Annotated in this window: 20 protein-coding genes and 2 tRNA genes; 11 read left to right on the forward strand and 11 right to left on the reverse strand. The window is 71.0% G+C overall.

Going from position 1 to position 22454, the window contains the following annotated elements; all coding sequences use genetic code 11:
* Nucleotides 1–26: 26 nt before the first annotated feature.
* The 3 genes from aroA (at nucleotide 27) to HC362_RS10495 (ending at nucleotide 2899) form a co-directional block, all read left to right on the forward strand.
* The gene (gene aroA, locus HC362_RS10485) at nucleotides 27–1451 is read left to right on the forward strand and encodes a 3-phosphoshikimate 1-carboxyvinyltransferase (RefSeq protein ID WP_243083685.1); all 1425 of its coding nucleotides are present in this window, start codon (nucleotides 27–29) and stop codon (nucleotides 1449–1451) included.
* A 13-nt stretch (nucleotides 1452–1464) separates the two neighbouring features.
* A complete protein-coding gene (rsgA, locus tag HC362_RS10490; protein WP_243083687.1) occupies nucleotides 1465–2484 on the forward strand; it encodes a ribosome small subunit-dependent GTPase A in 1020 nt (339 codons plus the stop codon).
* Between the two features lie 91 nt (nucleotides 2485–2575).
* Complete coding sequence (locus tag HC362_RS10495; RefSeq protein ID WP_209265739.1) at nucleotides 2576–2899, forward strand: multidrug efflux SMR transporter; 324 nt, start codon at nucleotides 2576–2578, stop codon at nucleotides 2897–2899.
* A 21-nt stretch (nucleotides 2900–2920) separates the two neighbouring features.
* Here the strand turns inward: HC362_RS10495 and HC362_RS10500 are convergent, their stop codons facing one another.
* Entirely contained in the window at nucleotides 2921–3508 is a 588-nt protein-coding gene (locus HC362_RS10500; RefSeq protein WP_243083688.1) for a TetR/AcrR family transcriptional regulator, read from the reverse strand.
* Between the two features lie 126 nt (nucleotides 3509–3634).
* Here HC362_RS10500 and hisN point away from each other — a divergent pair, with 126 nt between their 5' ends.
* Both hisN and HC362_RS10510 read left to right on the forward strand, forming a co-directional pair.
* Nucleotides 3635–4429: a histidinol-phosphatase gene (gene hisN / locus HC362_RS10505; protein WP_243083690.1), complete on the forward strand. Its 795-nt coding sequence runs from the start codon at nucleotides 3635–3637 to the stop codon at nucleotides 4427–4429.
* 164 nt (nucleotides 4430–4593) lie between these two features.
* A complete protein-coding gene (locus tag HC362_RS10510; RefSeq protein ID WP_243083691.1) occupies nucleotides 4594–5010 on the forward strand; it encodes a CBS domain-containing protein in 417 nt (138 codons plus the stop codon).
* Nucleotides 5011–5229: 219 nt separating this feature from the next.
* Here HC362_RS10510 and HC362_RS10515 read toward each other — a convergent pair whose 3' ends face one another.
* On the reverse strand, nucleotides 5230–6666 hold the full coding sequence (locus HC362_RS10515) for a catalase (RefSeq protein ID WP_243088477.1): 1437 nt from the start codon (nucleotides 6664–6666) through the stop codon (nucleotides 5230–5232).
* A 181-nt stretch (nucleotides 6667–6847) separates the two neighbouring features.
* On the opposite strand from HC362_RS10515, the gene HC362_RS10520 reads away from it, so the two are divergent.
* On the forward strand, nucleotides 6848–7264 hold the full coding sequence (locus HC362_RS10520; protein ID WP_209265743.1) for a Fur family transcriptional regulator: 417 nt from the start codon (nucleotides 6848–6850) through the stop codon (nucleotides 7262–7264).
* 141 nt (nucleotides 7265–7405) lie between these two features.
* Here the strand turns inward: HC362_RS10520 and HC362_RS10525 are convergent.
* The 4 genes from HC362_RS10525 to HC362_RS10540 form a co-directional block, all read right to left on the reverse strand.
* Nucleotides 7406–7479, reverse strand: a tRNA-Met gene (locus HC362_RS10525).
* Between the two features lie 81 nt (nucleotides 7480–7560).
* Nucleotides 7561–9459 carry a tetratricopeptide repeat protein gene (locus tag HC362_RS10530; RefSeq protein ID WP_243083693.1) on the reverse strand — a complete coding sequence of 633 codons (1899 nt, stop codon included), beginning with the start codon at nucleotides 9457–9459 and terminating at the stop codon, nucleotides 7561–7563.
* Nucleotides 9460–9628: 169 nt separating this feature from the next.
* A tRNA-Met gene (locus HC362_RS10535) sits at nucleotides 9629–9702 on the reverse strand.
* 47 nt (nucleotides 9703–9749) lie between these two features.
* Nucleotides 9750–12674: a UPF0182 family protein gene (locus HC362_RS10540; RefSeq protein ID WP_243088479.1), complete on the reverse strand. Its 2925-nt coding sequence runs from the start codon at nucleotides 12672–12674 to the stop codon at nucleotides 9750–9752.
* Nucleotides 12675–12836: 162 nt separating this feature from the next.
* Between HC362_RS10540 and HC362_RS10545 the strand changes: the two genes are divergently transcribed.
* On the forward strand, nucleotides 12837–13403 hold the full coding sequence (locus tag HC362_RS10545; protein WP_243083695.1) for a PPA1309 family protein: 567 nt from the start codon (nucleotides 12837–12839) through the stop codon (nucleotides 13401–13403).
* 55 nt (nucleotides 13404–13458) lie between these two features.
* Here the strand turns inward: HC362_RS10545 and HC362_RS10550 are convergent, their stop codons facing one another.
* The 4 genes from HC362_RS10550 to HC362_RS10565 form a co-directional block, all read right to left on the reverse strand.
* A complete protein-coding gene (locus tag HC362_RS10550; RefSeq protein WP_243083696.1) occupies nucleotides 13459–14574 on the reverse strand; it encodes a PDZ domain-containing protein in 1116 nt (371 codons plus the stop codon).
* Between the two features lie 25 nt (nucleotides 14575–14599).
* Nucleotides 14600–14893, reverse strand: coding sequence for a hypothetical protein (locus tag HC362_RS10555; protein WP_243083698.1), 294 nt, complete (start codon nucleotides 14891–14893; stop codon nucleotides 14600–14602).
* A 215-nt stretch (nucleotides 14894–15108) separates the two neighbouring features.
* On the reverse strand, nucleotides 15109–15606 hold the full coding sequence (locus HC362_RS10560; RefSeq protein ID WP_243083699.1) for a molybdenum cofactor biosynthesis protein MoaE: 498 nt from the start codon (nucleotides 15604–15606) through the stop codon (nucleotides 15109–15111).
* Between the two features lie 121 nt (nucleotides 15607–15727).
* Nucleotides 15728–16828: an SDR family oxidoreductase gene (locus tag HC362_RS10565; protein ID WP_243083701.1), complete on the reverse strand. Its 1101-nt coding sequence runs from the start codon at nucleotides 16826–16828 to the stop codon at nucleotides 15728–15730.
* A 189-nt stretch (nucleotides 16829–17017) separates the two neighbouring features.
* Here HC362_RS10565 and HC362_RS10570 point away from each other — a divergent pair, with 189 nt between their 5' ends.
* Nucleotides 17018–18550, forward strand: coding sequence for a zinc-dependent metalloprotease (locus HC362_RS10570; protein WP_243083703.1), 1533 nt, complete (start codon nucleotides 17018–17020; stop codon nucleotides 18548–18550).
* Nucleotides 18547–19125, forward strand: a complete 579-nt coding sequence (locus HC362_RS10575; RefSeq protein ID WP_243083705.1) for an NUDIX hydrolase — start codon at nucleotides 18547–18549, stop codon at nucleotides 19123–19125. Before HC362_RS10570 ends, HC362_RS10575 begins: the two co-directional genes overlap by 4 nt.
* On the opposite strand, the gene HC362_RS10580 is transcribed toward HC362_RS10575, so the two are convergent.
* Nucleotides 19097–19660, reverse strand: coding sequence for a M48 family metallopeptidase (locus HC362_RS10580; protein ID WP_243083706.1), 564 nt, complete (start codon nucleotides 19658–19660; stop codon nucleotides 19097–19099). The genes HC362_RS10575 and HC362_RS10580 overlap by 29 nt on opposite strands.
* Nucleotides 19661–19889: 229 nt before the next feature.
* Between HC362_RS10580 and HC362_RS10585 the strand changes: the two genes are divergently transcribed.
* Both HC362_RS10585 and HC362_RS10590 read left to right on the forward strand, forming a co-directional pair.
* Nucleotides 19890–20981: a ThiF family adenylyltransferase gene (locus tag HC362_RS10585; RefSeq protein ID WP_347568432.1), complete on the forward strand. Its 1092-nt coding sequence runs from the start codon at nucleotides 19890–19892 to the stop codon at nucleotides 20979–20981.
* A 60-nt stretch (nucleotides 20982–21041) separates the two neighbouring features.
* On the forward strand, nucleotides 21042–22424 hold the full coding sequence (locus HC362_RS10590) for an AarF/ABC1/UbiB kinase family protein (protein WP_243083708.1): 1383 nt from the start codon (nucleotides 21042–21044) through the stop codon (nucleotides 22422–22424).
* Nucleotides 22425–22454: the final 30 nt, after the last annotated feature.

Raw genomic sequence — 22454 nt, forward strand, 5'->3', positions numbered from 1 at the left:
CGAGCCCCAGCCATTACAGTGGCCCCATGACCGACCAGCGCACCAGCACCGCAGACTCCGCACTCTGGCCCGCTCCCACGGCGCCGGGCCGCATCGAGGCGACCGTCACCGTGCCCGGGTCCAAGTCGGTCACCAACCGGGCGCTGGTGCTGGCCGCGCTCTCCTCCGAGCCCGGCTGGCTGCGCCGCCCGCTGCGCTCCCGCGACACCCTGCTGATGGCCGGCGCGCTGCGCACCATGGGCGTACGGATCGAGGAGACGGTCTCCTCCGCCTCCGCTGCCACCCCGGCCGAGGGCGAGCGCCCCGCCGGTGAGCGGCCCGGCGGCGAGGCGTGGCGGGTGATCCCGACCGCGCTGCGCGGCCCGGCCACGGTGGACGTCGGCAACGCGGGCACGGTGATGCGCTTCCTGCCCCCGCTGGCGGCGCTGGCCCAGGGACCGATCCGGTTCGACGGCGACCCGCGCTCCTACGAGCGCCCGCTGCACGGCGTCATCGACGCGCTGCGCGCCCTGGGCGCGCGCGTGGAGGACGAGGGCCGCGGAGCGCTGCCGATGACCGTGCACGGCAACGGCTCGCTGGCGGGCGGCACGGTGGAGATCGACGCCTCCTCCTCCAGCCAGTTCGTCAGCGCGCTGCTGCTGTCGGGTCCTGGCTTCAACCAGGGCGTCGAGGTCCGCCACACGGGCCGCACCCTGCCGTCCATGCCGCACATCCGGATGACGGTGGACATGCTGCGCGCCGCGGGCGCCCAGGTGGACACGCCGGAGGACGGCGGAGCGGCGAACGTGTGGCGGGTGACGCCCGGCGCGCTGCTGGGCCGCGATCTGACGATCGAGCCGGACCTGTCCAACGCGCAGCCCTTCCTCGCCGCCGCGCTGGTGACCGGCGGCCGGGTCACCGTCCCGGACTGGCCCGAGCACACCACGCAGCCCGGTGACGCGCTGCGGGAGATCTTCACGGCCATGGGCGGCTCCTGCGTGCTCGACGAGCGGGGCCTCACCTTCACCGGCAGCGGCCGTATCCACGGCATCGACATCGACCTGGGCGAGGTCGGCGAACTGACGCCCGGCATCGCCGCCGTGGCCGCGCTCGCTGAGGGCGAGAGCGTGCTGCGCGGCGTCGGCCATCTGCGGCTGCACGAGACGGACCGGCTGGCCGCGCTGGTGAAGGAGATCAACGGCCTGGGCGGCGACGTCACCGAGACCGAGGACGGTCTGCGGATCCGGCCCCGTCCGCTGCACGGCGGTGTCTTCCACACCTACGACGACCACCGGCTGGCCACGGCGGGCGCGGTGCTCGGCCTGGCGGTCGAGGGCGTCGAGGTGGAGAACGTCGCGACGACGTACAAGACGCTGCCCGACTTCACCCGGATGTGGGGCGACATGCTCGGCGTCCCCGCGGGAGCGGGGGCCGGTTCCGGGGTCGGCCCCGGGGTCGGAGAGAGAGCCTGAGAGGGCGCCCGGGATGCGCCGCTACGGCAAGCACACCGACGAGGACGACATCCGGGTCCGTCCCTCCCGCCGGGGCACCCGCCCGCGTACGCACACCCGCCCCAAGCACGAGGACGCGGCAGAGGGCTTCGTACTGACTGTCGACCGTGGCCGGCTGACGTGTCTGGTCGAGGGCCGCACGGTCACCGCGATGAAGGCGCGCGAGCTGGGCCGCAAGGCCGTGGTGGTGGGTGACCGGGTGGCCGTCGTCGGCGACCTGTCGGGCGCCAAGGACACCCTCGCGCGCATCGTGCGGGTGGAGGAGCGCACTTCGGTGCTGCGCAGGACGGCGGACGACAACGACCCCTATGAGCGCGTCATCGTGGCCAACGCCGACCAGCTCGCCGTCGTCACGGCGCTGGCCGACCCCGAGCCCCGCCCCCGGCTGATCGACCGCTGCCTGGTCGCCGCGTTCGACGCGGGTCTCGAGCCACTGCTGGTGCTCACCAAGTCCGACCTGGCGTCGGCCGAACCGCTGCTGGAGACCTACGCGCCGCTGGGGGTGCGCTATGTCGTCACCAGCCGGGACGACTTCGCCGACGGCGAGGGCGTCGAGGCGGTCCGTGAGCTGATGCGCGGTCAGATCACGGTGTGCGTGGGGCACAGCGGTGTCGGAAAGACGACGCTGGTCAACGCGCTGGTGCCGGAGCGCCGACGGGCCACAGGCGTGGTGAACGCGGTCACCGGACGCGGCCGGCACACCACGACCTCGGCACTGGCGCTCCCCCTGCCGCCCTCCACCGTCGGTGAGGACGGCTGGGTCATCGACACCCCCGGGGTGCGGTCCTTCGGCCTCAACCACATTCAGCTCTCGCGCGTCATCCACGCGTTCCCCGACCTGGAGGCGGGCGCGGAGCACTGCCCGCGCGCGTGCAGCCACAACGAGCAGGACTGCGCGCTGGACCAGTGGGTCGCCGACGGGCACGCCGATCCTGCCCGACTGCACTCGCTGCGCCGCCTGCTGGCGACGCGGGAGAGGCGAGAAGGGGACTGATCGCTTCCGCCCGGCCACCGCTGCATACTGGTTTGCCTGCGCTTGACCTTGTCCCAGAGGGCCCCGACGGGAGCGACGAGAGGAAGAGCACATGGCGTGGCTGCTGGTGATAGTCGCCGGGTTGCTGGAGACCGGCTTCGCCGTGTGTCTGAAGCTCTCCCACGGCTTCACCAGACTCTGGCCCACGATCGCGTTCTGCGCTTTCGCACTGGGCAGCTTCGGCCTGCTGACCCTCTCGCTGAAGCGGCTGGACGTCGGCCCCGCGTACGCGGTGTGGACCGGCATCGGTGCCGCGGGTACGGCGATCTACGGCATGGTCTTCATGGGTGACGTGGTCTCCGCGCTCAAGCTGATCTCCATCACCCTGGTGATCGTCGGCGTGATGGGCCTCCAACTGTCGGGCAGCGCGCACTGAGGGGCCCCATGCCGGGTGCGCCTAGCGAGAGAGCAACGCACGGACGACCTCGTCCACGCGCCCGCACGGCTCCTCGTCGTCGGACTCGACAGGGGCGACGACGTACGAGAGGGCGACCCGTAAGCCCACCTCGTAGGCGCCCTCCACATCCCGCCGTTCAAAGGCGCTCGGCGGCCCGCCCACGGGCACCCGGTGGGCCCGGTCCAACCCGTCCACCACCCGGCTCCGCAACGCGGCAGCGAGCTTCCCTGGCTCTCCCGGGGGTGAGGGCACCAGCGCCCCGAAGCACCCGGTGAGCGCCGCCCGCACAATGGGCTCGGCCCGGGCCGTCCGCAGCACCCACCGCGCGGCCGCCGCACAGCACCCGGCGGCATCGCTCCCACCGCGGCAGGCCTCCGCCGCAGCGCGCCCCGCGCCGTCCAGGAAGTCCTCCAGCACCCGCTCGACGAGCGCGGCGCCCAGCCCTTCCTTGCTGCCGAACTCGTTGTAGAGCGTCTGGCGCGACACCCCGGCGGCCGCCGCGACATCGACCATCCGTACGACCGTCCAGGGCTGTGACCGCACCGCCACATGGGCGGCGTCCAGCAGGGTCTCGCGTGCAGTAGGCATCGTCGCCTCCCCAGACCGGCAGCCCGGTGTGCGGCACAGAATTGACGCACCGCCAAGAGGTGTCAATACGCGGCGCACGCGCATGGCCGTGTGGCCGGGGGTTTCGTCGCTCGATACTGTTCGGCCATGCTGGACTATCACGATGATCTGCGTCTCGCCCATGTACTGGCCGACGCCGCCGACGCCGCGACCATGGAGCGGTTCAAGGCTCTCGATCTGAAGGTCGAGACCAAGCCGGACATGACGCCGGTGAGCGAGGCCGACAAGGCGGCCGAGGAGCTGATCCGCACCTCGCTCCAGCGCACCCGTCCGCGCGACGCGGTGCTGGGCGAGGAGTTCGGCACCGAGGGACACGGGCCGCGCCGCTGGGTGATCGATCCGATCGACGGTACGAAGAACTATGTGCGCGGCGTCCCCGTATGGGCGACGCTCATCGCCCTGATGGAGATGGGCGAGGGTGGTGACCGGCCGGTGGTCGGCGTCGTCTCGGCGCCCGCGCTCAACCGCCGCTGGTGGGCGGCGAAGGGCTCGGGTGCCTACAGCGGCCGCAGCCTGTCCAAGGCCACCCGGCTGGAGGTGTCCAAGGTGGCAGAGGTGCGGGACGCCTCGTTCGCCTACTCCTCGCTGCACGGCTGGGAGGAGCGCGGCATGCTGGGCGGCTTCATGGATCTGACCCGGGACTGCTGGCGGACCCGCGGCTACGGCGATTTCTGGCCGTACATGATGGTCGCCGAGGGCTCGGTGGACATGTGCGCGGAGCCGGAGCTGTCGCTGTGGGACATGGCCGCGAGCGCGGTCATCGTCGAGGAGGCGGGCGGTTCGTTCACCGGGCTCGACGGAAACCCGGGGCCGCACAGCGGCAACGCGGCGGCCTCGAACGGGCTGTTGCACGAGACACTGCTGAGCTATTTGACGGCCTGATCCGATCGGCCGCGGCCACTCGTCCGGGTGCTCCGTACACGGGTCCTTGTTGTGACCTCCGGCACATGTGAACATGAGAATCCGCTCGCTTGTGCCCTTGTGAACCACTTCTCGAGCTGCGTTCCGCGCCCGGGAAGCCGTTCCGCCAAGGAGGTAGCACCTTCATGCCCGAACACGTCCACCACGCCATGAGCACCGTGGTCCTCACCATCGGCCCAGCGCACACCCTCCGCCAGGCAGCACAACTGATGTCGGCCCGCCGGGTCGGCGCCGCAGTCGTCCTCGACCCCGACACCAGCGGGCTCGGCATCCTCACCGAGCGCGACATCCTCGACTCCCTCGGCGCGGGCCAGGACCCGGACCGGGAACGGGCACACGACCACACCACCACCGACGTCGTCTTCGCCACACCCGACTGGACGCTGGACGCGGCGGCGCAGGCCATGACGCGCGGCGGCTTCCGCCATCTGATCGTGCTGGACGGACCTGAGCCGGTGGGCGTGCTGTCCGTACGCGACATCGTCCGCAACTGGTCCAACACCAAGGTCCCGTCCAACACCAAGGTCCCGGCCGCCCTCTGAGACCCCGGCCCCGGGTGTCCCAAAGGGGCGCGGGGAACTGCGCGCCCAACCACAACTCACAGGCAGCCCGCAACGCACACCAGGGGGCAGCCCCTGCCCGGCACCCAGGGAGCTGCCCCAACAGGCCAGGCGGCGGACGCGGCGAAGCCGCACAACGTACCGGAGGGACCGGAGCCCCATGGCGTCCGGTCCCTCCGGTCTCGTACGGCGAGCGGTCGGTCAGCCGCGCAGGGCCTGGACCGCGGCCTCCAGCCGCTTGCCGTAGTCGGGGTCCGCCTGGCGGAAGTTCTCGATCGCGCGCTGAACGATGTCGTCCCGGGAGACACCCGCCATGGCGTTCGCCAGGTTGTCGATCAGCCGCGCCTTCTCGTCCTCCGACATCAGACGGTAGAGGTTCCCGGCCTGGACGAAGTCGTCGTCCTCGGCGTGCGAGGGTGCCGGGTGGTCCTCGGTGGTGCCGCTGACCGGCAGCGGCTGCCACAGCGGACGGCCGGTCTCGGCCGGCGCGCCGAAGCTGTTGGGCTCGTAGTTCTTCGCCCCGCCGTGCCGGCCGTCGTACATCACGCCGTCCCGGCCGTAGCTGCGGGCCTGCGTCGCCTTCGGCTCGTTCACGGGCAGCAGGTCGGCGTTGATGCCGACGCGGTAGCGGTGCGCGTCACCGTAGGCGAAGAGGCGGCCCTGGAGCATCTTGTCCGGCGAGGGGCCGACGCCCGGCACGAAGTGGTGCGGGGAGAAGATCGACTGCTCGACCTCGGCGAAGATGTTCCGCGGGTTGCGGTTGAGCTCCAGCTTGCCGAACCACTGGACCGGGTAGTCGGCGTGCGGCCACACCTTGGTCAGGTCGAACGGGTTGAACCGGTAGTTCGCCGCCTCGGCTGCTGGCATGATCTGCACGCCCACGGTCCAGGTCGGGTACTCGCCCCGCTCGATGGCCTCGCGCAGGTCACGCTGGTGGCTGTCGGGGTCCTTGCCGGCCAGCTCCTCGGCCTCGGCGGCCGTGAGGTTCTTGATGCCCTGGTCGGTCTTGAAGTGGTACTTGACCCAGAAGACCTCGCCGGCCTCGTTGGTCCACTGGAAGGTGTGGGAGCCGAAGCCGTCCATGTGGCGGTAGGAGGCGGGGATGCCCCGGTCGCCGAAGAGCCAGGTCACCTGGTGGGTCGACTCGGGCGACAGGCCCCAGAAGTCCCAGACGTTGTCCGCCTCCTGGGAGCCGGTGTACGGGTCGCGCTTCTGGGTGTGGATGAAGTCGGGGAACTTGATGGCGTCCTTGATGAAGAACACCGGGGTGTTGTTGCCGACGAGGTCGTAGTTGCCCTCTTCGGTGTAGAACTTCAGCGCGAAGCCGCGGGGGTCGCGCACCGCGTCGGCGGCACCGAGGTTGCCGGCCACCGTGGAGAAGCGCAGGAAGACCTCGGTCTCCTTGCCCACCTCGGAGAGGAACTTCGCCCGGGTGTACTTGGTCACATCAGCGGTGACGGTGAACTTTCCGTACGCGCCCGCGCCCCGGGCGTGCACGATGCGCTCCGGGATGCGCTCGCGGTTGAAGTGGGCCAGTTTCTCCAGCAGGTGCTGGTCCTGAACGAGCACGGGGCCGCCCGCACCGGCGGTCTGGCTGTTCTGGTTGTCCGCGACCGGAGCGCCGGCTTCCGTCGTCATGGGTCCGGTCGTCTCGTCCTGCACGGTCACGTGCGCCTCCTGTGCCTCACATCTGTCCTGTACGCCAACCACCCGCAACACTACATTGGACTTTGTCCAAGTCAAGAAGAAGCCGAAACCCATACGGGTTCCGTACTCGTACGGGTTCTGTGCATGGACACACCACTGCTAGGCTGGACCCATGAGTGACCTGCTGGAACGGCTCCGCGATCGCGGTTGGCGGCTCACCGCACAGCGGCGAGTCGTCGCCGAGGTACTCGACGGTGACCATGTGCACTACACGGCCGACGAGGTCCACGCCCGTGCGGCGGACCGGCTGCCGGAGATCGCCCGTGCGACGGTCTACAACACGCTGAGCGAGCTGGTCGCCCTCGGCGAAGTGCTGGAAGTGAGCACCGACGGGCGCGCCAAGCGCTACGACCCGAACGCGCGCCACACCCACCAGCACCTGGTCTGCTCCCGCTGCGGGACGATCCGGGACGTCCACCCGACGGGCGACCCGCTGGCGGCCCTGCCGGAGAACGAGCGCTACGGCTTCGCCATCGCCGAGGCCACCGTCACCTACCGGGGCGTCTGCCCGAACTGCAGCGGCTCCTGAGCCGCCGCCGGCCTCCGGCGGAACCGGAAAGGCCCGCACCCCCTGCACCGGGTGCGGGCCTTTCGCTGTGCCGCTCGACTGCTGTCCCGGCCGAGACACGACGAAGGCCCGGATCCGAGGATCCGGGCCTTCGTCTTTCAGTAGCGGGGACAGGATTTGAACCTGCGACCTCTGGGTTATGAGCCCAGCGAGCTACCGAGCTGCTCCACCCCGCGCCGTTGTGTGCACAACTTTAACGCGGGTCGACGACCAGCGCAAATCGAGGTCGCAGGGGCGGGTGGGGCAGCGGTAGCCAGCTACGCGGTCAGTTCCGAGCGGAGCGCGTCGCGGAGCTTGGCGGCACGCTCAGCCACCTCGACCGGTCCCAGCTCCACGGCGCGGGCGCACCAGAACTGTCCCTCGTCCAGTTCGCCGCGGCGGGCGCTGATCAGAGCCAGCCGCAGCGCCGCCCTGCCGTGCCCCGCCTCGGCGGCGCGGGTCCACCACAGGGCCGCCTCCGGCTCGCTGCCCTCGCGGGCCAGCAGCAGCCCCAGGTTGAACGCACCGTTCGGGCTGCCCGCCTCGGCTGCGGCGCGGTACCAGCGTGCGGCGTCGACGACCTCTCCGCGCGCCGCCGCGCACATCCCCAGCCGCACCTGTGCGCGGCGGTGGCCGTGCTCTGCCGCGCGCTCGTACCACTCCTCGTACTCGGGTCTGGCGCCGTCCGGGCGGCCGAGTCCGTGCTCCGAGCCCAGCTCGCCGGTACCGCGCCGGGTGACCCGCTCCAGGAGCGCGCCCAGCCGGAAGGCACCCTCGACGCTGCCACCGCCGGCGGCGCAGCGCAGATGCCGCTCCGCGGTGTGCAGTTCGCCCTCGCGCAGCAGCGCGATGCCGACCTGCAGCGCGGCCTCCGCGTGGCCGGACGCGGCCGCGCGCTCGTACCACGCGCGCGCCGTGCGCTCGTTGCCGCGCCCCGCGTGCAGGATGCCGAGGTTGAAGGCGGCGTCCACGCTGCCCGCCTCGGCGGCCTTGGAGAACCACGGCTCGGCGCCCTGGGTGTCCCCGCGCTGCAGCAGCAGCACGGCAAGCGCGTTGGCTGCCTCCCGGTGCCCCGCGTAGGCGGCACGGCGGTACCACTGCTCGGCCTGCGCCGTGCGGCCCTGAGCGGCGCACAGCAGCCCCAGGTTGAAGGCGCCGTTGTCGCAACCCGCCTCCAGTGCGACGTGGTACCACCGCTCGGCGGCCTGCCGCTCGCCGCGGTCGGCGTGCAGCGCCCCCAGCGCGTTGGCCGCGTTGCCGTCACCGTTCTCGGCGGCGCGGCGCCACCACACGGCGGCGCTCTCCTCGTCGCCCGCGTCCCGCAGCAGGAAGCCCAGCGCGCAGGCGGCCCGCGCCTCACCGTCCTTGGCGGAGGTCAGGTACCACCGTCCGGCCTCCTTGAGTTCGCCGCGGCGCTCCAGGATGGCGCCGAGGCGCAGCGCCGCCCTGCGGTGACCGCGGGCTGCCGCCTGGCGGTACCAGCGCTCGGCCTCCTCCTCGGCCTCGCGTACGGCGGCGGCGCCGGACTCCCCCTTGTCGTCCGGCTCCTGGGCACGCGCGCTCACCAACTGGGCGACGCGGTACGCGGCTTCTCTGTGCCCGCGCTCGGCAGCCGCCCGGAACCACTCCTCGGCTCCGTCCTCGCCGTGGTGCTCCAGCAGGTCGGCGAGCGCGTAGGCGCCCAGCGCGTGACCGGACTCGGCGGACTGGCGCAGCCAGTAGTGGGCGGCCGGTTCGTCGCCGCGCTCCCGGTGGTAGCGGCCCAACGCGTGGGCGGCGGCCGCCGAGCCGGCGACGGCGGCGGTACGCCACCATCCCGCGGCCTCTTCCGGATATCCCCGCTGGTGCAGCAGCACCCCGAGGTTGTTGGCGGCCGCCCGGTCCCCCGCGGCGGTGGCGGCACGCAGATGCGGCTCGGCACCGTCCAGATCCCCCCGGCGCAGCAGTTGGGCGCCCAGCACGCTGTCGGCAGCGGCCTTGTCCGCCGTCGCCTGCGTGCTCTTGTCCGCCGTCGTCCGTCCGACTGCCGGCATCCTTTCGACTGCTGCGGTCTTCGTGGCTGCTGCGGTCTGCGCGGTGAGCTGCGCTGCGGTCTGCTCGGTGTGCTCCTCCGTACTCAGGCCCGGACCGGGACGTACCGGGTCCGTCAGCCTTGCTTTCTCCCCCATAAGCTCCATCGTCGCACCACCTGCAACCCGCGTACACCTCGTATACCGCAGCCAGTGAGGTCACTTCAGAGGTTTGTCGACTTCCCGACGTAGAGATACTCCAAACCCCTTGACCCGGTTGTCCCCCGCACAAGCGAAGAGGCCCGGAGTCTGTTGACTCCGAGCCTCTTCCCTTTAGTAGCGGGGACAGGATTTGAACCTGCGACCTCTGGGTTATGAGCCCAGCGAGCTACCGAGCTGCTCCACCCCGCGCCGTTGTGTGCACAACTCTACACCACGTCGCGGGGTGGTCTCACCCGCTACCCGTCGCCGCCTGACTCGTTCTTGTCCGAGGAGCCGTTCTTGCCGCCCGACCCGCTGCCCGCTCCGGCTTTCTGCTCGGCCTCGGCGGCCTTGCGCAGCGCCTCTTCCAGCGCGTCCTGCTGCTTGCCGTACTCCTCCCAGTCGCCCTTCTCGCGGGCCTTCTCGCTCTTGTCCCACGCGGTCTGGGCGTCCTGCAGCGCCTCCTTGACCGAGGAGTCGGACGGGGTCTTCTCCTTGTCCTTCTCCTGGTCCCCGGGCCCGGTCCGCTCACCGCCCTCGTCCCGGCCCTCGGTGTCGAAGACCTTGTTGAGCGCCTGGTCGAGACTGTCCTCGAAGGCGATGCGCTCGTTGTAGGCGACGAGCACCTTGCGCATCCGTGGGTAGTTGGTACCGGCACCGCGGACGTAGACCGGTTCCACGTAGAGCAGTCCGCCCTCCAGAGGCACGGTCAGCAGATTGCCGTACTCGACCTCGGAGTCACCCCTTTTGAGGATGTTGATCTTGTCCGCGATCACCGGATCGGAGTTGAACTTGCTCTGCACCTGCGAGGGGCCGGCCACCGTCGTGTTGGGCGGCAGTCTCAGGATTCTGATCTTCCCGTAGTCGCCACTGCGCGCTTCCGCGTCGACGGCCATGAAGGCGCCCAGCGTCTCGCGCTTGTTCGGGTTGAACGTCGTCGTGAGCTGGAACTGCTGGGACTTCTGGTCCGGCATCTTCATGCTCAGGTAGTACGGCGGCACCGCGTTGCCCTTGTGCGTCGGGTCGTCCGGTACCTGCCAGCGCTCACTGCCGCTGTAGAACTGCGACGGCGAGGTCACGTGGTAGGTCTGGAGCAGATCACGCTGCACCTTGAACAGGTCCTGCGGATAGCGCAGGTGGTCCATCAGATCGCCGCTGATGGCGCTCTTGGGCTTCACCGTGTCGGGGAACGCCTTCATCCACGTCTTCAGTACCGGGTCCTTCTTGTCCCACTGGTACATGTCGACCTTGCCGGTGTAGGCGTCCACAGTCGCCTTGACCGAGTTGCGGATGTAGTTGACGCGGTTCTGCTGCGCGACCACCGAACGCTGCCCGTCCGTCAGCGAGTCCTGCGTGGTGTCACCCAGGGTCGTACGCGACGAGTAGGGGTAGCCGTTGGAGGTGGTGTAGGCGTCGACGATCCACTTGATGCGGCCGTCGACAACCGCCGGGTACGGGTCACCGTCGATGGTCAGCCAGGGTGCGACCGCCTCGACACGCTCCTTGGGGGTGCGGTTGTACAGGATCCGCGAACCCTTGCCGATCGCCCCCGAGTAGAGGATCTGCGGCTCGTTGAAGTTGACCGCGTAGGCGGCCCGGTTGACCGGGTTGGAGAGGTTGACGCCGCTGTCGGCCTTGTAGGTGTAGGTCTTCTCCCCGTTGTCGTCGGCGTAGTCGAGCTCCTTCTGCGGCCCGCCGACGATGGAGTACTGCGTCGTCTTCTCGCCGTAGTAGATCCGGCCCTGGTACTTGCCCAGGTTGCCCTCGGGCGGCAGGTCCTTCTCGGTGAAGGCCGGGGAGCCGTCCTTGTCCACGGAGGTGCCCTTGGCGGCGACCATGCCGAAGCCGTGCGTGTACTTGAAGTGCTCGTTGATCCAGTTCTTCTCCGGGATACCGCTGGTGTTGATCTCCCGGAGGCCGACGACCGTGTCCTGCTCCTTGCCGTCCTGCTTGTAGCGGTCCACGTCCAGCGTCGCCGGGAACTGGTAGTACCCGCGCACCTGCTGCTTCTGCTGGAAGGTCGGGGAGACGACGTTCGGGTCCAGCAGGCGCATGCTCGCGGTGGTGTCGGCCGCGTCCCTGAGCTTTTCGTTGCCCGCCTTGCTGGTGCCCGAGTAGTCGCGCACCTCGGAGTCGTCGATGTCGTACGCCTTGCGCGTCGCCTCGATGTTCTTCTTGATGTACGGCGTCTCCTTGGCCTGCTCGTTCGGCGAGACCTGGAACTTCTGCACCAGCGCCGGGTAGAGCCCGCCGATGAGGATGGCCGAGAGCACCATCAGACCGAAGCCGATCACCGGGAGCTGCCAGGTGCGGCGCCAGATGGTGGCGAAGAACAGCAGCGCACAGATGATGGCGATGATGAACAGGATCGTCTTCGCCGGCAGATAGGCGTTGGCGTCGACGTACTTGAGACCCGTCCAGCTGTCGGTCGACTTGAAGTCACCCGACTTGACCGCCAGCCCGTACCTGTCCAGCCAGTAGGCCACCGCCTTGAGCGCGACGAAGAGGCCCAGCAGCACCGACAGGTGGCCGGTCGCCTGCGCCGTCGCCCGTGCGCCAGGGGTCGTCACCCGCAGCCCGCCGTAGAGGTAGTGCACCAGCGCGGCGGCCAGCAGCGAGAGGATCGCGGCCGCGAAGCCGAAGCTCAGCAGGAAGCGGTAGAAGGGCAGGTCGAAGGCGTAGAACGAGATGTCCTTGTGGAACTGCGGATCCTTGGAGCCGAACGGGACACCGTTCACCCACATCAGCCAGGTGCGCCACTGGCCCGCGGCGGAAGCGCCGGAGATCAGCCCGACCAGGGCCGTGATCCCCAGCAGCACCCACTTCTTGTAGGGCGCCAGCGCCATGCGGTAGCGGTCGAGGCTCTGCTGCTCCAGCGACATGGCGCTCAGCGGCGGACGCAGCCGGTGGGCCAGCCAGATGTTGAAGCCGACGGCCACGGCCATCAGCAGGCCGAAGACCGCGAACAAGCCGGTCTTCGTCCACAGAGTCTTGGTGAAGACCGAGCTGTAGTCGACGGAGCGATACCACAGCCAGTCCGTCCAGAACCCGGAGAACATGACGAAGAGCATCGCCAGAACGACCAGCACGCCCGCTGTCATCAACAGCGTCCGGGCACGCCGTGAGGGCCGGCCCACTCTGATCCGTGGCCCGGAGGGGCCCCCTGAGCCCCGGTCCGGCATCTGGAAAGCCAAGGTGCGCACCTCAAAGATTCGCAGTTTATGAAGCGATGAAGCTGGGCCCGCATCGTAAGGCCCATCTAGGCAACTTACTCAAGCTTTACCCAGTTCCCGTTTCCGGGGTCCGAGTCAGGATTTCCGGAGCGGAGACGGCACGATATGGGCATGGACAACCTCTCTTCCGAGGGCACCCCCCTCGCCTCCGGCCCGCTGACCCGCGCGGTACTGGAGATCGACGAGTACGCCTCCGGGCTCGGCTGGGACCAGCCCGCGCGGCTCTTCGCCCTGGTGAACACCGAACGACTGCGGACGCAGGAGCCGGGCCTGGCGGGTCAGCTCGGCCTCGACCAGCAGGCATCCGGGGAGGGGGGAACCTCCTTCACCCCTGTCGAGCAGGACGAGATCCCCTCAACCGCGCCGCTGGACGAATTCCTGGGCACGATCGCCTGGCCCGAGGCCGTCGACGGCTGCGCGGTCACCGTGGAGCGGCTGATGCTGCCGCCGTCGGCCGAGGCCACCGTGCCGGACGACCTGGACGAGGAGCAGCTGGCCCGCTGGGTCGCCGAGCACCCCGAGCGCAGCGAGGTACGGATGACGGTGGCCGTCCTGCGGGACGGTGAGCGGGAGTCGGCACTACGGCTGCGGGAGAAGGACTCCCCCACCGAGGTGCTCACCGGAGCCGACCTGGTGCCCGGCCTGGCGGAGGCGCTGGCGGCCACGTTCGAGGAGTAGACCCGCCACGTTCGAGGAGTGGACCTTGTAGCCCTTGGCGGGCGGGGAGAGCCGCTCAGTGCGCCTTGCACTGGGTGAGCTCGTCCGTCCTGCCGGTGCGGATCTTCTTCAGGGAGCTGAGCGCGTCCTTGATGGAAGAGGTCTTCACCAGGGTCAGACCGTCGGGCTTGTCCGCGGCGGCCGCGGCACAGTTGCCCGCCGGGGTGAGGAAGAACCGGGCGCCCTTGTTGCGCGCTCCCACGGTCTTCATCTGGATGCCGCCGATCTCGCCGACCCTTCCCTGGTCGTCGATGGTGCCGGTGCCGGCGACGAACTTCCCGCCGGTCAGGTCGGTGCGGGTGAGCTTGTCGACGATGCCCAGCGCGAACATCAGCCCGGCGCTGGGGCCGCCGATGTCGGCGAGCTTGATGTCGATGTCGAACGGGAAGGTGTGCCCGACCGCCGGCTGGATGCCCACGACCGCGCGGCCGTCGTCGGGGGCCTTCTTCGTGCCGACCGTGACCTTCTTCGCGTCGTCGGCGGGCGGCTTCCTGCCCTGCTTCCGGGCAGCCTTCGCCTTGGCCGCCGGGATCACCGTGAAGGTGACCTTCTCCCCCGGCTTGTGCTGGGTGACCACCTTGCCGACGCCCTCCGCCTTGCTGACCGGGATGCCGTCGACCGCCGTGATGACGTCTCCGGCGTGCAGCCGGTGGTGGGCGGGCGCGCCCTTCTCGACGGAGCCGACGATGACGTGGGTGGCGAAGGGGATGTCGAGCTCCCGGAGCGCGGCGGCCTTGGCGCTCTCCTGTGAGGCGGTGAACTCCTCGGCGTTCTCCTGGTCGACCTCCTTGGCCGACTTGTCGTCCGGGTAGAGCGTCTCGTGCGGGACGACCAGGCTGTCGTGCCGCACCCAGCCGGACAGCGCCCCGAAGAGCGTCATCCGGTACTCGGAGCCGGTGACGCGGACGGTCGTCATGTTCAGGTGCCCGGAGGTGTCGTACTCCTTCGGCCGGCCCTTGCGACCAGGTTTCTGTTCGACGCTGAGCACGGGATCGCCGTCGTGCGAACCCAGGGTGTTCACCGTCGGGCCCGGCGACATCTCGGCGTAGGGCACATTGAGCAGTGCTCCGACGCAGAACATCGTTATGAGCAGCAGCGCAGAGGTAAGCAGGGTCGCGGTGCGGCGAGGCATGGCACGACAGTACGGGAAGGGTCTGTCAGCCTGCTTCCCGGGCCGGTCCGTCCGGGGAAGCGGGGGCCGAAGCGCCTACGGAGGCGAGCTCCGCCTCCCGCCGCCGACCGCTCCGCCACCGGGCGCCCCGGCGGCCCCGGGCCCCGTCCGCGCCGTCGTCCTCGGCGCTGGAGCGTTCCATGGCGGCACGGAACCGCTCGTATCCGGCGACGCCCACGGCGTCGGGTGTCTTGGCACGGCGCCGTCCGACCCAGCTCCCCCACAGGCTCGCGGCGACAGCGGCGACCAACGGAATCAGCAACCAGGCGAGAGCCGCCATCTGGAACCTCCCGACCCCTCGTAGGTGCCTCCCGGGCACACGGCCCGGCGACCGGCAGACCGGCCGATGAGCAGATTAACCGTCGGTGTCTCAACGGTCGGGTCCTCGCACCGGTTACGCAACCGGAGCGAGCCGCACTCGGCTGCGCGGCCGCCGTCAGTCGAACGGCTACGGGTGGTCGAGGGTTCCGCCGGGGTCCGAAGGGCCGGTGCGGGCTAGACGCCGACCCACTCCTCGGTGCCGTCCGAGAACGTCTGGTGCTTCCAGATCGGGACCTCGTGCTTGAGGTCGTCGATGAGCTTGCGGCAGGCGTCGAACGCCTCGGCGCGGTGCGGGCAGGAGACGGCGACCACCACGGCCAGGTCCCCCACCTCCAGATCGCCGACCCGGTGTACGGCGGCCAGGGCGCGCACCGGGTGCCCTGCGACGACCTTCTCGGCTACGCGGCGCAGCTCGGCCTCGGCACTGGGGTGCGAGGAATACCCCAGACGGGCGACGTCGGTGCCGCCGTCGTGGTCGCGGACAGTGCCGACGAACAGGGCCGTGCCACCCGCCGCCCGGTCGCCGACCGCGGCGAAGACCTCGTCCACGGACAGGGGCGCCTCACGGATCTCCAGCAGCCGGATGGGGTCCTCGGCCCCCCGCTCGCCCGGATGGTCGCAGTGGCTGCCCTGGCGGCCCGCGCCATCGGCAGCGTCGTACGTCTGTGCCATGCCGGTCATGCTGCCCTACCTGCCCCGAATCCGGAACACCTGTCCGCCGCGCCGGGGACGGTCACCGGGTGCGGTCCCAGGGGCATCCGGCGCGGCTCGCGGGGTGCACCGGGGACGGCGCTCACAGTCCGCGCCGCTTGCGTGCCCTGCGCACCAGTGCGGCGGTGCCCAGCAGTGCGACGGTGGCGCCCGCGGCTCCGGCCGCTGTCGCCGCCTCGGTGCGGCCCAGCCGCCGCCCGGCGACCGTATGCCTGCCGGCGACCTCCTCCAGGAGCGCGGCGAGGACCTCCTCGTTCGTCCAGCGGGGCCGCCACCCGGCGTCGTGCAGCCTGCTGCCGCTGACGACCCAGGGGTACATGGTGTAGGCGAGGTCGGCGGCGGGGGACGGGGTCAGCCCCAGGCGGTGCAGCCGCGAGGCCGCACCCAGCGCGACGCTGGAAGGCAGCTCCATCCGCCGCATGCCGGTGAGCTGCTCGACCTCCTCCTGCTCGAGCCAGCCGTCGCAGCCGACCACCATCTCGCCCTCGACCCGCTCCAGCGCCGCGTACTCCAGCGCGGTCACCAGGTCCTCGACGTGGCAGAACTGCCAGCAGGGCCGCGATCCGGCGACCACCAGGAGCCGCGGCGACTCGAAGTGCCGGGTGAGCGTCGTGTCCGTACCCGCGCCGACCAGCACGGTGGGGCGCACGACGGTGACATTGAGGCCGGGGTGCGCGCGGGGCGCGCGGCGGGCCAGGCGCTCGATCTCCAGCAGGTCGCCCACGCCGGTCGCGTCCGCGGTGGCGCGCAACTCGGCGTCCTCCGACAGCGGTACGTCGTTGTCCTGCAGCGCTCCGTAGACCATCGCCGAGGTGCACAGCACCACCCTGCGCACACCGGCCGCAGCGGCAGCCGTCAGCACGGTCTGGGTGCCGCGCACGTTGTAGGCGGTGCGGGCCGCCGCCTCCGTCTCCAGATCGAGGTCGAGCGCGAGGTGGACCACCACGTCGACCGGGTCGCCGTCGCCGCGCAGCCGGTCGGCGATGGCCGGGTCGCGCACGTCCAGGGTGTGCCACTGGGCCTCGGAGACCTCGCCGCGGCGCTCGTCCAGGGCGATGACCTGCTTGATCTCCTCGGACGCCGCGAGCCGCTCGGTGAGCAGCGCGCCGACCCCCGTGGCGGCGCCGGTGACAGCGACGGTCGGGGTTCGCGCTGCGCGAACGTGGGACTCGGAGGAACTCACCGGGCGTCTCCAGTGGTTGTTTCTGGTACGAGGTGCGCAGGCTCCATCCTGCCTGACTGGTGTCTAGGCTGGGGGCAGAGCTCGCAGATCCCACCCAGGACATACCGACGCAGACCCAACCGCACCCAGGACACGCAGACCGTCCGGGAAACCACCAGACCGTCCGACGAGACAGAGCCGAGGAAACCCGTGAGTGACACCCCATTCGGATTCGGCGTACCTCCTGAGGAGCCCGAGGACGGGGACGACGGCAAGAAGAAGCCGGGCGGCGACCAGCCGAACCCCTTCGGTTTCGGCGGCGGCCCGGGCTCCGGCGGCGCCGACAACCCGCTGGCCGCGATGTTCGGCTCGCTGGGCGGCGGGCAGGGCCAGTTCGACCCAAGTGACCTGGGCGCCGCCTTCCAGAAGCTCGGCCAGATGCTCTCCTACGAGGGCGGCCCGGTGAACTGGGACATGGCCAAGGACATCGCACGGCAGACCGTGGCAGCCGGCGCCCAGGACGGCTCCAAGGACGCGTCCGTGGGACCGCACGACCGCGCGGCCGTCGAGGAGGCCGTACGCCTGGCGGACCTGTGGCTGGACGGTGTGACGTCGCTGCCCTCCGGCTCCGGCTCGGCCGTGGCCTGGAGCCGCGCCGAGTGGGTCGAGGCCACCCTGCCGGTGTGGAAGGACCTGGTCGACCCGGTCGCCGAGCGCGTCGGCGCGGCCATGGGCGATGTGCTGCCCGAGGAGATGCAGGCCATGGCCGGCCCGCTGCTCGGCATGATGCGCTCCATGGGCGGCGCCATGTTCGGCACCCAGATCGGGCAGGCCCTCGGTGTCCTGGCCGGCGAGGTCGTCGGCTCGACGGACATCGGGCTCCCGCTGGGACCGGCCAACAAGGCGGCGCTGCTGCCGGTCAACATCGAGGCACTGGGCAACGGTCTGGGCATTCCCCAGGAGGAGGTCCGCCTCTACCTGGCGCTGCGGGAGGCCGCGCACCAGCGGCTGTTCGCACACGTCCCGTGGCTGCGCTCGCACCTCTTCGGCGCCGTCGAGGGGTATGCGCGCGGCATCAAGGTGGACACCGCCAAGCTCGAGGACGTGGTCGGCCAGATCGACCCGCAGCGCCCCGAGGAGCTGCAGGAGGCCCTTCAGCAGGGCATGTTCCAGCCGGAGGACACCCCGGAGCAGAAGGCGGCGCTGGCCCGGCTGGAAACCGCGCTGGCACTGGTCGAGGGCTGGGTGGACGCGGTGGTGCACGCCGCTGCCGAGCCGCACCTGCCGTCCGCGTCCGCGCTGCGCGAGACGCTGCGCAGGCGGCGGGCCTCCGGCGGCCCCGCCGAGCAGACCTTCTCCACCCTGATCGGCCTCGAGCTGCGCCCCCGGCGGCTGCGCGACGCGTCCCGGCTGTGGGCGTCCCTGGCGGATGCTCGCGGCGCCGAGGGCAGGGACGCCGTGTGGGAGCACCCCGACATGCTTCCCACCGCGGCCGACCTGGACGACCCGGACGCCTTCGTCCACCACGAGCAGCCGGACTTCTCCGAGCTCGACCGGATGCTGGGCGACGCGGCGGCGGGTTCGGCCGGTGGCCACGCCAAGGGTGACCGTTCCGAAGGCGACCGTTCCGAGGGCGACCGTTCCGAGGAGGGACGCGCCGAAGGGCAGTCCGACGGCGGCGAGGGGAAGGCCGAGGGCGGCAAGGACGACGCCGACGGCGGCAACGGCGAAGGCAGGCGGTGAGCGCTGCGCCGGGCGGCCTCCGCGCCGACGCCGAGGCCGTACTGGAGCAGTGGAGCAGCCAGGACGGCGACCCGGCACAGGAGCGGCTGCGGCAGGAGTATCTGCGGCACATCGCCGAGCAGCCGGACGGCATGTGGAAGGCGTGCGCCGCGGGGCACATCACCGCCAGCGCGCTGGTGGTCGACCCGCGCGAGAACCGCGTGCTGCTGACGCTCCACCGCAAGCTGGGCATCTGGCTCCAGATGGGCGGTCACTGCGAGCCGGAGGACACCACGCTGGCCGGTGCGGCGCTGCGGGAGGCCACGGAGGAGTCGGGGATCTTCGGGCTGACGCTGCTGCCCGGCGGCCCGCTGCGACTCGACAGGCACCGCACGCCCTGCGCCTGGCACTTGGACGTGCAGTACGCGGCTCTCGCCCCCGAGGGAGCCGTCGAGACGATCAGCGAGGAGTCGCTGGACCTGCGCTGGTTCGGCTTCGAAGAGGTGGCCGGGGTGGCGGACGAGTCCGTGGTGCGGCTGGCCCGCCTGTCGGCCGCGGCCGTCGCGGTCAGCTCCCGTCCTGACCCTCTCCCCTGACGGGCTGGTGCGGCAGCCGCTCGGCTGCCGCGACGCCTTCCAGATAGCCCCGGGCCCGTTCCGTGCGCGGATACGCCTGCAGTAGCCGCCAGAACCGCGGCCCATGGCCGGGTACGAGCAGATGCGACAGCTCGTGCAGCAGTACGTAGTCGATGACGTATTCGGGCATTCCCTGCAGCCGGTGGGAGAGCCGGATGCTGCCCTCGGCGGGGGTGCAGGAGCCCCAGCGGGTGTTCTGGTTGGTCACCCAGCGGACCGAGGCCGGCCGCGCGTGCCCGTCGAGATACTGCTCGGACAGCCGCGCCGCACGCTGGGCCAGATCGCTGTCGTCGAGCATGCGCCTGCTCTCCTGGGCGGCGAGCTTGTCGAGCATCACGCCGACCCAGCGGGCCTCCTCGTCCGCCGACATGCGCGCCGGAAGCAGCACGACGGTGCGGTCACCCTCCCGGTAGGCGGAGACCGTGCGGCGTCGGCGCGCGCTGCGGCGCACCTCGACCGCGCTCTGACTGGCGCTGTTCAGCGGCTCGGCGGACACGCCAAGACGTTACCCGCTGTCGACGGCGGAAGTCCCGCCTCCAGAGTTGTTCGAGAGGGAAACGCGACAACAGTCGTGGCACACCCGAGGCGAGCGCCTCTTGTTTGTATGACTAATGCCGGTGCCTGTGGATAACTCACTCCGCGAAATCGGCCGATGACGGCATGCTGTCGGCAGTGATCGACAGCTGAGCCGAGCCGGGCCGATCCCCGGCATGTCAGGGGGGAACATGCACCCGATGATCAAGCCCGCGCTGCGCAGGGGCTGGCGGGACAGGCAGACGGTGCAGTGCGGCATGGCACCGGCGCACGCGGTGCTGCTGGGGCCCGTGAGCGACGCCACAGCGGCCTTCATCGAGCTGATGGACGGCACCCGCAGCATGGAGCGGCTGCAGCGGGAGGCCGACCGGCTCGGGCTGGCGCCCCGGACACCTGCCGAGCTGACCGAGCGGCTCACCGCTGCCGGGGTGCTGGACGACGCGACGGCCGACCGCGAAGCCGCGGCCGCCGTCACGGACCGGCTGCGGCCCGATCTGGCGTCGCTGTCGGTGGTGCACCGGGAGCCGGGCGGCGGGGTGCGCAGACTGGCGGCCCGGCGGGCCGCGCGGGTCCAGGTCCGCGGGCTCGGCCGGGTGGGCACCACCGTGGCCGCGACGCTGACCGCCGCCGGAGTGGGTCAGGTGGACGTGGTGGACGGCGGCGTGGTCGAGGAGTGGGACACCGCGCCGGGCGGGGTGCCGCCCGAGCAGGTGGGCACCCGCCGCGATGTGGCGGCGCGCGGCGTGGTGCGCAGGTCCCGCCCCTGGCGGAGCCGCGCACGGTCCGAGGTCGCCCTGGTGGTCGTCACACCGCGCGACGGGCTGGACGCCTATGCGCCGGACCCGGAGGCCGCCGAACGGTTCATGAGCGCCGGCACCCCGCATCTGTACGGCGGCGTGGTGGAGGCCACCGGGGTGGTGGGCCCGCTGGTGCTGCCCGGCACCTCACCGTGCGCCCAGTGCCTGGCGCGCACCCGGGCGGCACGTGAGCCCAGCTGGCCGATGCTGGTGGGGCAGTGGCGCACAGCGGGCAGGCGGCGTACGGGGGTCCCCGCCTGTGACACCGCGCTGGCCACGATGGTGGCGGGCGCGGTGGCCTCCTACGCGCTGAGCTACCTGGACGGGGACGGCGCCTGCGCGGTGGGCTACCGGCTGCGGTTCGCGCTGCCCCACCTGCTGCCCGACACCGAGCAGTTCGCCGCGCACCCGGAGTGTCCGTGCGGTGCCGCTTCGGTGACCGGTGCACCCGCGGACTCACAAGCGACCGGAAGCAGGCGACAATGACCAGGTGGCCGACGTCCTCGGTGCTGTCTCGGTTGAGCTGTCAGGGAGTTGGAGGGACGCATGTCTGATCTTCCCCGCAAGGCGGTGACGCGCACGGCCAAACTGGCCGCCCTGCCGCTGGGCTTCGCGGGCCGCTCCGCCTGGGGGCTGGGCAAGCGCATCGGGGGCATCTCCGCGGACCTTGTCGGCCAGGAGCTGCAACAGCGCACCGCCGAGCAGCTGTTCAAGGTGCTGGGCGAGTTGAAGGGGGGTGCCATGAAGTTCGGGCAGGCGCTCTCGGTCTTCGAGTCCGCCCTTCCCGACGAGTTGGCCGGCCCCTATCGCGCCACCCTGACCCGGCTTCAGGAAGCCGCTCCCCCGATGCCCGCCGGCACCGTGCACGGCGTACTGGAGGAGGAGCTGGGCGAGGAGTGGCAGGAGTGTTTCTCCCACTTCGACGACAAGCCCGCCGCCGCGGCCTCCATAGGCCAGGTGCACCGCGCCGTCTGGCACGACGGGCGGGAGGTCGCGGTGAAGGTGCAGTACCCCGGAGCGGGCGAGGCCCTGGTCTCCGACCTCACGCAACTGGGCAGATTCGCCCGGCTGCTGGGGCCGCTGATACCGGGGATGGACATCAAACCGCTCATCACCGAACTGCACGACCGGATCACCGAGGAACTGGACTACAGCCTGGAGGCGGAGGCCCAGCAGACCTACGCGGAGGAGTTCGCGGAGGACGGGGACGTGGTGGTGCCCCACGTGGTGCACCAGGCGGACCGGGTCCTGGTGACCGAGTGGCTGGAGGGCATCCCCCTCTCGCAGGTGATAGCCGACGGCAGCCAGGAGGAGCGGGACCGTGCGGGGCAGCTGCTCAGCCGCTTCCTGTTCTCCGGAACGGTGCGCACCGGACTGCTGCACGCGGACCCGCACCCCGGCAACTTCCGGCTGGTGACCGGCGAGAGCACCGATCCGGCCGAGTGGCGCCTGGGTGTGCTGGACTTCGGCACGGTGGACCGGCTGCCCGGGGGGCTGCCGCCGGTCATCGGCGAGGTGCTGCGGCTGACGCTGGACGGCGACGCGGAGACCGCCTACGAGCTGCTGCGCGACGAGGGCTTCGTCAAGGACCGCATAGAGCTGGAGCCCGAGGCGGTGCGGGAGTATCTGCTGCCGATCGTGGAGCCCGCCTGTGTGGAGAAGTTCACCTTCAGCAGGGAGTGGATGCGCGGGCAGGCAGCGCGGGTGGCCGACCCCCGCTCCCCCGCGCACCAGTTGGGGCGGCAGCTCAATCTGCCTCCCTCGTATCTGCTGATCCACCGGGTGACGCTGAGCACCATCGGCGTGCTGTGCCAGCTCGGGGCGACGGTGCGGATGCGCGAGGACATGGAGACCTGGGTTCCCGGGTTCGCCCCTGCCGCGGCGGAGCCGGAACCTGAAGAGGACGAGCCGACCGAGCTCGCGCTGTGAGGCGCGCACAAGCCGCACGGCCCGCACGTC

Source organism: Streptomyces sp. 891-h (genome assembly GCF_022760275.1).
Classification (GTDB): domain Bacteria; phylum Actinomycetota; class Actinomycetes; order Streptomycetales; family Streptomycetaceae; genus Streptomyces; species Streptomyces spirodelae.